The sequence below is a fragment of the uncultured Corynebacterium sp. genome (genome assembly GCF_902782855.1).
GTDB lineage: Bacteria > Actinomycetota > Actinomycetes > Mycobacteriales > Mycobacteriaceae > Corynebacterium.
On record NZ_CACZOO010000288.1, the window covers coordinates 1 to 5,854 of the forward strand.

Sequence of the window (5,854 nt, forward strand, 5' to 3'; positions counted from 1 at the left end):
CGGCAGCGAGGTGACGATCGGCCCCGTCGACCTCGAGATCCCCGCCGGTGGCGTCACCGCGCTCGTCGGGCCCAACGGCGCCGGCAAGTCGACGCTGCTGACGATGATCGGGCGGCTGCTCGACCTCGACGAGGGCGGTGCGCCCGCCGGCGGGAATGTCCAGGGTGACGGGGCCGATGGTGACCTCGTCACTGTAGGAACGGGAGACGTTGTCGAGGGAGATCACAGGCGGCCTTTCCGCAGGATGAACAGGAGGAACACGGATCCGCCGATGAGCTCGATGATGATCGTCACGGCGCCTTCGGCGTCAAAGAAGTTCCGCATGATGAAGTAGGACCCGGTGAGGAACACGTATCCGATGAGGGCGGCGACCGGGAGGATCAGTCGGTGGTCGTAGGTGTCCGTGAGCTGGTAGGCGATCGTGGCGACGAGGAACCCGAGGAAGGTCATGGGGCCGACCAGGGAGGTGGTCATCGCCATGAGCACGGAGATGAGCAGCAGCAGGATCATCAGTTCACGACGGTGGTTCACACCGAGATTGTTGGCGGTGTCACTCCCCAGGGCGATGACGTTCATCCGTCGGGACCGCAGGTACAGCAGAACACAGACGACGAGGACGACGGGGATCACGATGCCGAAGTTGTCCGTGTCCGCGTTGCCGATGTTGCCGAAGGTGCGGGCGGTGAGGATGTCGAACTCGTTGGGGTCCAGCAGCCGCTGCATGAACGTCGACAGTGACCTCAGACCACCACCGAGGACTATGCCGACGAGCAGCATGACCTGGATGTTGCCGAACCTGCCGGAGAGCAGCCAGCCGAACAGCGCGACGGCGAAGAGCACCATCAGCCCGGACTGCAGGAGGAACGCCGGGGTGCCGTCGAACGTCGCCAGCCCCACGGAACCGAAGAAGAAGATCACCGAGGTCTGCACCGCGACGTAGATGGACTCGAAGCCCATGATCGACGGGGTGATGATCCGGTTGTTCGTCGCGGTGTGGAAGGAGACGGTGGCGAAAGCCTGGCACAGGGCGACCAGACCGATGGCGATGAGGGCGTCCCGCCGTCGGTTCACGATCCGCCAGAACCCGGCCTCCCCGAAGGGGACGGGGTTGTTGTAGGTCATGTGCAGGATGCTGAAGACCAGTGCGAGTGTGACGAGGACGGCGACGAGGACGATGTACCTCGTGCGCTGCCCGCGCCGGGTGAACGGGCCGGCGTGCCGGGCGGTGGTGGTCCGGGGTACGGGTGCGGTGGTGGCGTCAGCCGGCATGACGGCGTCCTCTCACGAGCAGGAACACGAAGACGAACGCCCCGAGGACACCGAGGATCAACGAGACGGGGACCTCGAAGGGCGCGATGACGGTGCGGGCGAAGATGTCCGCGCCGATGAGGATCCACATGCCGAGCATGACGACCCACGGCAGGTTGGAGCGCAGGTTGTCACCCCGGAACATCGAGATGATGTTCGGCACGATGAGGCCGAGGAAGGGCAGGCTGCCGACGACGACGGTGACGATACCGGTGACCACGGCCACCATGCCGATACCGAGGAGCTGAACGCGGCCGTAGTTCAGTCCGACGTTGGTGGCGATGTCCTTGCCGAGGCCGGCGACGGTGAAACGGTCGGCGATGATGAAGATGAGCACCAGGACTATGAGCACGATGTAGAGCAGTTCGTAGCGGCCCCGGACGATGCCGGTGAACGAGCCGGTGAACCAGATGCTCAGCTGCTGGAGCATGTCGGTCTTCAGGGCGACGAAGGTGGAGACCGAACCGACGACCGCGCCGAGCATCATGCCTACGATCGGCACGATGAGGGAGGACTTCAGCCGCACCTGGCGCAGAAAGAGAAAGAAGACACCTGTGCCGACGAAGGCGAAGAGGATCGCGCCGATCATCCGCGTGGTCAGGGAGGACCCGGGGAACAGGACCATCGTCGCGATGAGCCCGAGTCCGGCCCATTCGGTGGTGCCGGTGGTTGTCGGCTCGATGAACTTGTTCTGGGTGAGAAGCTGCATCACCAGACCGCACATGGCCATCGCGGCACCGGCCATGGCCAGGGCCATGGTCCGGGGGACGCGGGTGATGAAGAACATGTCCCAGCCGTCCTCTCCACCGGTGATGTCGTAGACCCCGGTGAACAGTGAGGCGGTGATGAGGGCGACGGTGAACACGATGCCGAGGAGCATCGGCCAGGTGGTGCGCCACACTCTGCGCGGTGGCGCCTCCTCCGGCGGTGCCGGGGTTGCGACGGTCATGACGGTCCTGTCTGTGATCGTGCCGAAGCCCGGTCCGCGTGAGAGACGGGATGTCTGTCAGCGGGCCGGGCGGATGTCGAGGGGCGGGGTCGGTGGGGCACCGGGTGTCCACCGCCTGCCGTAGGTGCTACCTGGCTTCCTCGAAAGCGTCGGCGATCTGGTTGAGGACCTCGGTGTAGGACTCGATGTCCTCGGTGGTGTAGAAGTCGTTGGGCAGGTAGATGATGTGGTCTTCCTGCACGGCAGGGACATTCTTCAGGGCCTCGGACTTCGTGATGAGCTCGTTGGCGGACCGGAAGCCGGGCTCGTCGGAGGCGACGGCGGCGTCACGGTCCAGGACGATGATCCAGTCCGGCCTGGAATCGGCGATGGCCTCGACGGAGATGTCGTCACCCTGGTGGTTGGAGGAACCGTCGTGCTCGTAGGAGGGGGTCAGGCCCAGCATGTCGAAGATCGGGCCGACGGAACGGCCGGTGGACGGGGCGGCGTAGTTGATGTCGCCACCGGAGGTGACGAGGCCCATGACCTTCTGGTCCTTGTCGTAGGCTTCGGAACCGCGCTTCTTGGCCTCGTCGAACGCGGCCTCGATGTCCTTGGCCTCGTCCTGTTTGTCGAACACCTCACCGATGAGGGTGGTGATGTCCTTGAGGGTCTCTTCGGTGCCCTGCGTCTTCGGGGCGTCCTTGTCGGTGTTGTCGAAGTCCTTGTCGAAGCTGAGGTCCAGGATCGGGGTGTCCGGGAGCAGCTTCTTCATCTCATCGTACTGGCTCGCGTAACGGTAGCCGGTGATGATGAGGTCAGGACCGGCGGCGACGAGCTCCTCGAGGTTCGGCTCGCGGTGCGAACCGGTGTCGTGGATGTCCTTGTCCTCGTGGTACTTGGTGATGGAGTCCGGGATCAGGGTGACCGGGGCCGAGACCAGGTCAATGTCCCAGTCTTCGAGGACCTGGAAGATGCGGTTGTCGAAGGCGGCGACGCGCTGCGGGTCGGCGGGGATCTCGACCTCGCCGCGGGCGTCGGTCACGGTCCTGGTGCCGTCGTTCGAGCTGCTGTCGTCGGAGTCGTCGGAGCAGGCCACGAGAGAGCCGGCGGTGAGCAGGGCGGTGGCGGCGAGTGCGACGGGGGCGAGTCGGCGGCCGCGGAACAGGGTGCGCATGTGTACGGGAAGTCCTCTCGGAACGTCAGGTTCGGAAATCTCTTTCAGCACCTTAGCGAACGGTGCCCTCACCATGCCAAGCTCAGCCTAAACATACCTGTGGTTCACTTCTGTGCGGTGTGTCTGGAGTGGTCCGTCGGTACTGTTCGCACGGGGTGTGGGATTCTGACCGTGTGACGATGCGGTGGCGGGACTGCGGGGGTGGTTTCGGGGGTGGGCAACAGAGTGTGTAGTGCTGTTACATGTCACTACTACAGCCACAACATGCAGTCCCGGACGGTTCCCGTGACCGTTGTTCACGGGGCGGGGCACTCCCTCAGCTCGGGGACGGTTGCGGACTGACTCGGCGGGTGGGCGATGACGCTACCGGCGCGTCCCGTTGGACCGGCTGTACGGCACGGGTGGGGGCACGAAGGCGTGCCTGTAGTGAGTACGACGCGCAGTTGGAGCTCATGTAGCATCCACGACGTGAAGCTTGTCGACCACATCGCCGCCCACCTCGGCGAACTCACCCCCGCCGAGGTCCGCGTCGCCGAATTCATGGCGGACAACCCGCACAGCGTCGGACACCTCTCCGCCCTCAAACTCGCTGAGGCAGCGGCGACGAGTGACGCCACCGTCGTGCGTACCGTCCGCAAGCTCGGCTTCGACGGTCTCGACGACCTCCGCGAGAGCCTCGCCGCCGAACTGTCCCGCGCGGGCCGGGCGGAATCCTCCATCCACGCTCTGGCCTACGAGCCGGAGAGTGAGGTCGCCCGGCATCTCGCCGGCACAGTCGCCGCGCTGACGGACCTGCAGGACCGGATCGGGGACGCAGCCCTCGCCGCTGCGGTCGACGTCCTCGTTCCGGCCACGAGGACCGTCGTCATCGGTTTCGGTCCGGCCAGATCCATCGCCGACTACGCGGTCCACCGTTTCCGCCGGTCCGGTGTCCCCTCCCTGGCGCTCGGAGCGACCGGCCGCGACTTCGCCGACGACCTCGCCGTCCTCGCCGAAGGCGACGCCGTGGTGGTGATGTCCTATGACGCCGCTACCCCGGAGGTCAGCGTGCTCTATGACCGGGCGGAGGCCCTCGGAGTTCCGTTGGTGCAGCTCAGTGAAGGCGTCCACACGGTGGACCCGCGGTGTGCGGTGCCGTTGGGGGTCGGGCGCGGCGACCCGGGGTCCAGCCCCGGTTACGCCCCCACGGTCATCGTGCTGGAGTCCCTGGCCCTCGCCGTGGCGGCGGCGGCCGTGGAGCGCAGCGCAGCGTACGGCGTCCTCCTCGATGAACTGCGGGAGGAGCTGGCATGAGTGACCCCCGGCAACAACAGTCCCGGCAGCCGCTGTTCCGCTTCGACGACGTCACCCTCGAGGTCGACGGTCGGTGCATCCTCGACCACGTCACCGCCGACATCCCCGCTGACGGGATCACCGCGATCACCGGCCCGTCCGGCTCCGGGAAGTCGACCCTGCTACGCTGCTGCAACCTGCTGGAGACGCCCACCTCCGGGCGCGTCATCCTGGCGGGGACGCCACTGACCGAACTGGACCCGCTGACGGTGCGCCGTCGCGTCGCCATGGTCTTCCAGCGGCCCACCGTCTTCCCCGGCACCGGGTTGGACAACCTCCACGCCGCCGACCCAGACCTGGGGGAGGCCGCCGCGTCGTCGCTGCTCGACGAGGTCGGGCTGTCCGCCGACTACCTGCGGCGGGAAGCGGACACCTTTTCCGGCGGTGAGGCGCAGCGACTGTGCCTGGCCCGCGCGCTGGCGACCGGGCCGGAGGTGCTGCTCGCCGACGAGGTCACCTCCGCCCTCGACGAGGACGCCACGCGCGTCCTGGAACGGCTCGCCGTCACCTTGGCTGACCCGGCCGCAGGACGGGGGCTGTCGGTGCTGTGGGTCTCCCACGACACCGCCCAGGTCCGGCGCATCGCCGACCGGGAGATCCGCATCGTGGCGGGGGAGGTGGCCGCATGACCGGCGACGGAGGAACGGTCGGCTGGGTCGGGCTGCTCGTCTCCCTGGTGTTCATCGCCATCGCCATGGCGGTGACCAGTGGATTCCACCTGAAACTCAACCGGCCGATCGTGTGGGCGGTGGCGCGCTCCCTGGTGCAGATGGGCATCGTGGGTTTCGCCCTGGTGCTCGTCGTCGACCCGGGCACCCCGATCTGGTGGTCGTGGGCGTGGGTCGTCGGGATCGTGGGCTTCGCGTCCTTCACCGTCAAGCGCCGGGCGCCGCAGGTGCCGGGGCTGCTGTGGGTGTCGGTGGTGGCGTACGCGACCGTGGCGGCGTCCTCGTTGGCGATCCTCTTCGGCTTCGGGATCTTCGAGATGTCCAACCGGGCGCTGGTGCCGGTGGCGGGCATGGTCATCGGCAACTCGATGAAGGTCGGGGTGGTTGCCGCGACCCGGGTGGCGGAGTTCGCCACCGACCAGCGCGCCGAGGTCGAGGCCG

General features: G+C 66.9%; 7 protein-coding genes. 4 read left to right on the forward strand and 3 right to left on the reverse strand.

Features of this window, described 5'->3' with window-relative positions; genetic code table 11:
- On the forward strand, window positions 1-334 hold a 334-nt coding region (locus QZV72_RS14930), incomplete at its 5' end, for an ATP-binding cassette domain-containing protein (RefSeq protein ID WP_367119104.1).
- Here the strand turns inward: QZV72_RS14930 and QZV72_RS11740 are convergent.
- The 3 genes from QZV72_RS11740 to QZV72_RS11750 form a co-directional block, all read right to left on the reverse strand.
- A complete protein-coding gene (locus tag QZV72_RS11740) occupies window positions 223-1,269 on the reverse strand; it encodes an iron chelate uptake ABC transporter family permease subunit (protein ID WP_297008691.1) in 1,047 nt (348 codons plus the stop codon). The genes QZV72_RS14930 and QZV72_RS11740 overlap by 112 nt on opposite strands.
- Window positions 1,259-2,257 carry an ABC transporter permease gene (locus QZV72_RS11745; protein ID WP_297008694.1) on the reverse strand — a complete coding sequence of 333 codons (999 nt, stop codon included), beginning with the start codon at window positions 2,255-2,257 and terminating at the stop codon, window positions 1,259-1,261. The genes QZV72_RS11740 and QZV72_RS11745 overlap by 11 nt, the downstream gene beginning before the upstream one ends.
- A 127-nt stretch (window positions 2,258-2,384) precedes the next feature.
- Window positions 2,385-3,413, reverse strand: a complete 1,029-nt coding sequence (locus QZV72_RS11750) for a siderophore ABC transporter substrate-binding protein (RefSeq protein WP_297008696.1) — start codon at window positions 3,411-3,413, stop codon at window positions 2,385-2,387.
- A 468-nt stretch (window positions 3,414-3,881) separates the two neighbouring features.
- Here QZV72_RS11750 and QZV72_RS11755 point away from each other — a divergent pair, with 468 nt between their 5' ends.
- From QZV72_RS11755 to QZV72_RS11765, 3 genes are all read left to right on the forward strand, one after another.
- Window positions 3,882-4,706, forward strand: coding sequence for a MurR/RpiR family transcriptional regulator (locus QZV72_RS11755; protein ID WP_297008699.1), 825 nt, complete (start codon window positions 3,882-3,884; stop codon window positions 4,704-4,706).
- Window positions 4,703-5,374 (forward strand): ATP-binding cassette domain-containing protein, encoded by a 672-nt coding sequence (locus tag QZV72_RS11760; RefSeq protein ID WP_297008700.1) that lies wholly within the window; start codon window positions 4,703-4,705, stop codon window positions 5,372-5,374. Before QZV72_RS11755 ends, QZV72_RS11760 begins: the two co-directional genes overlap by 4 nt.
- On the forward strand, window positions 5,371-5,854 hold a 484-nt coding region (locus tag QZV72_RS11765), incomplete at its 3' end, for an ABC transporter permease (protein WP_297008701.1). The genes QZV72_RS11760 and QZV72_RS11765, both read left to right, overlap by 4 nt.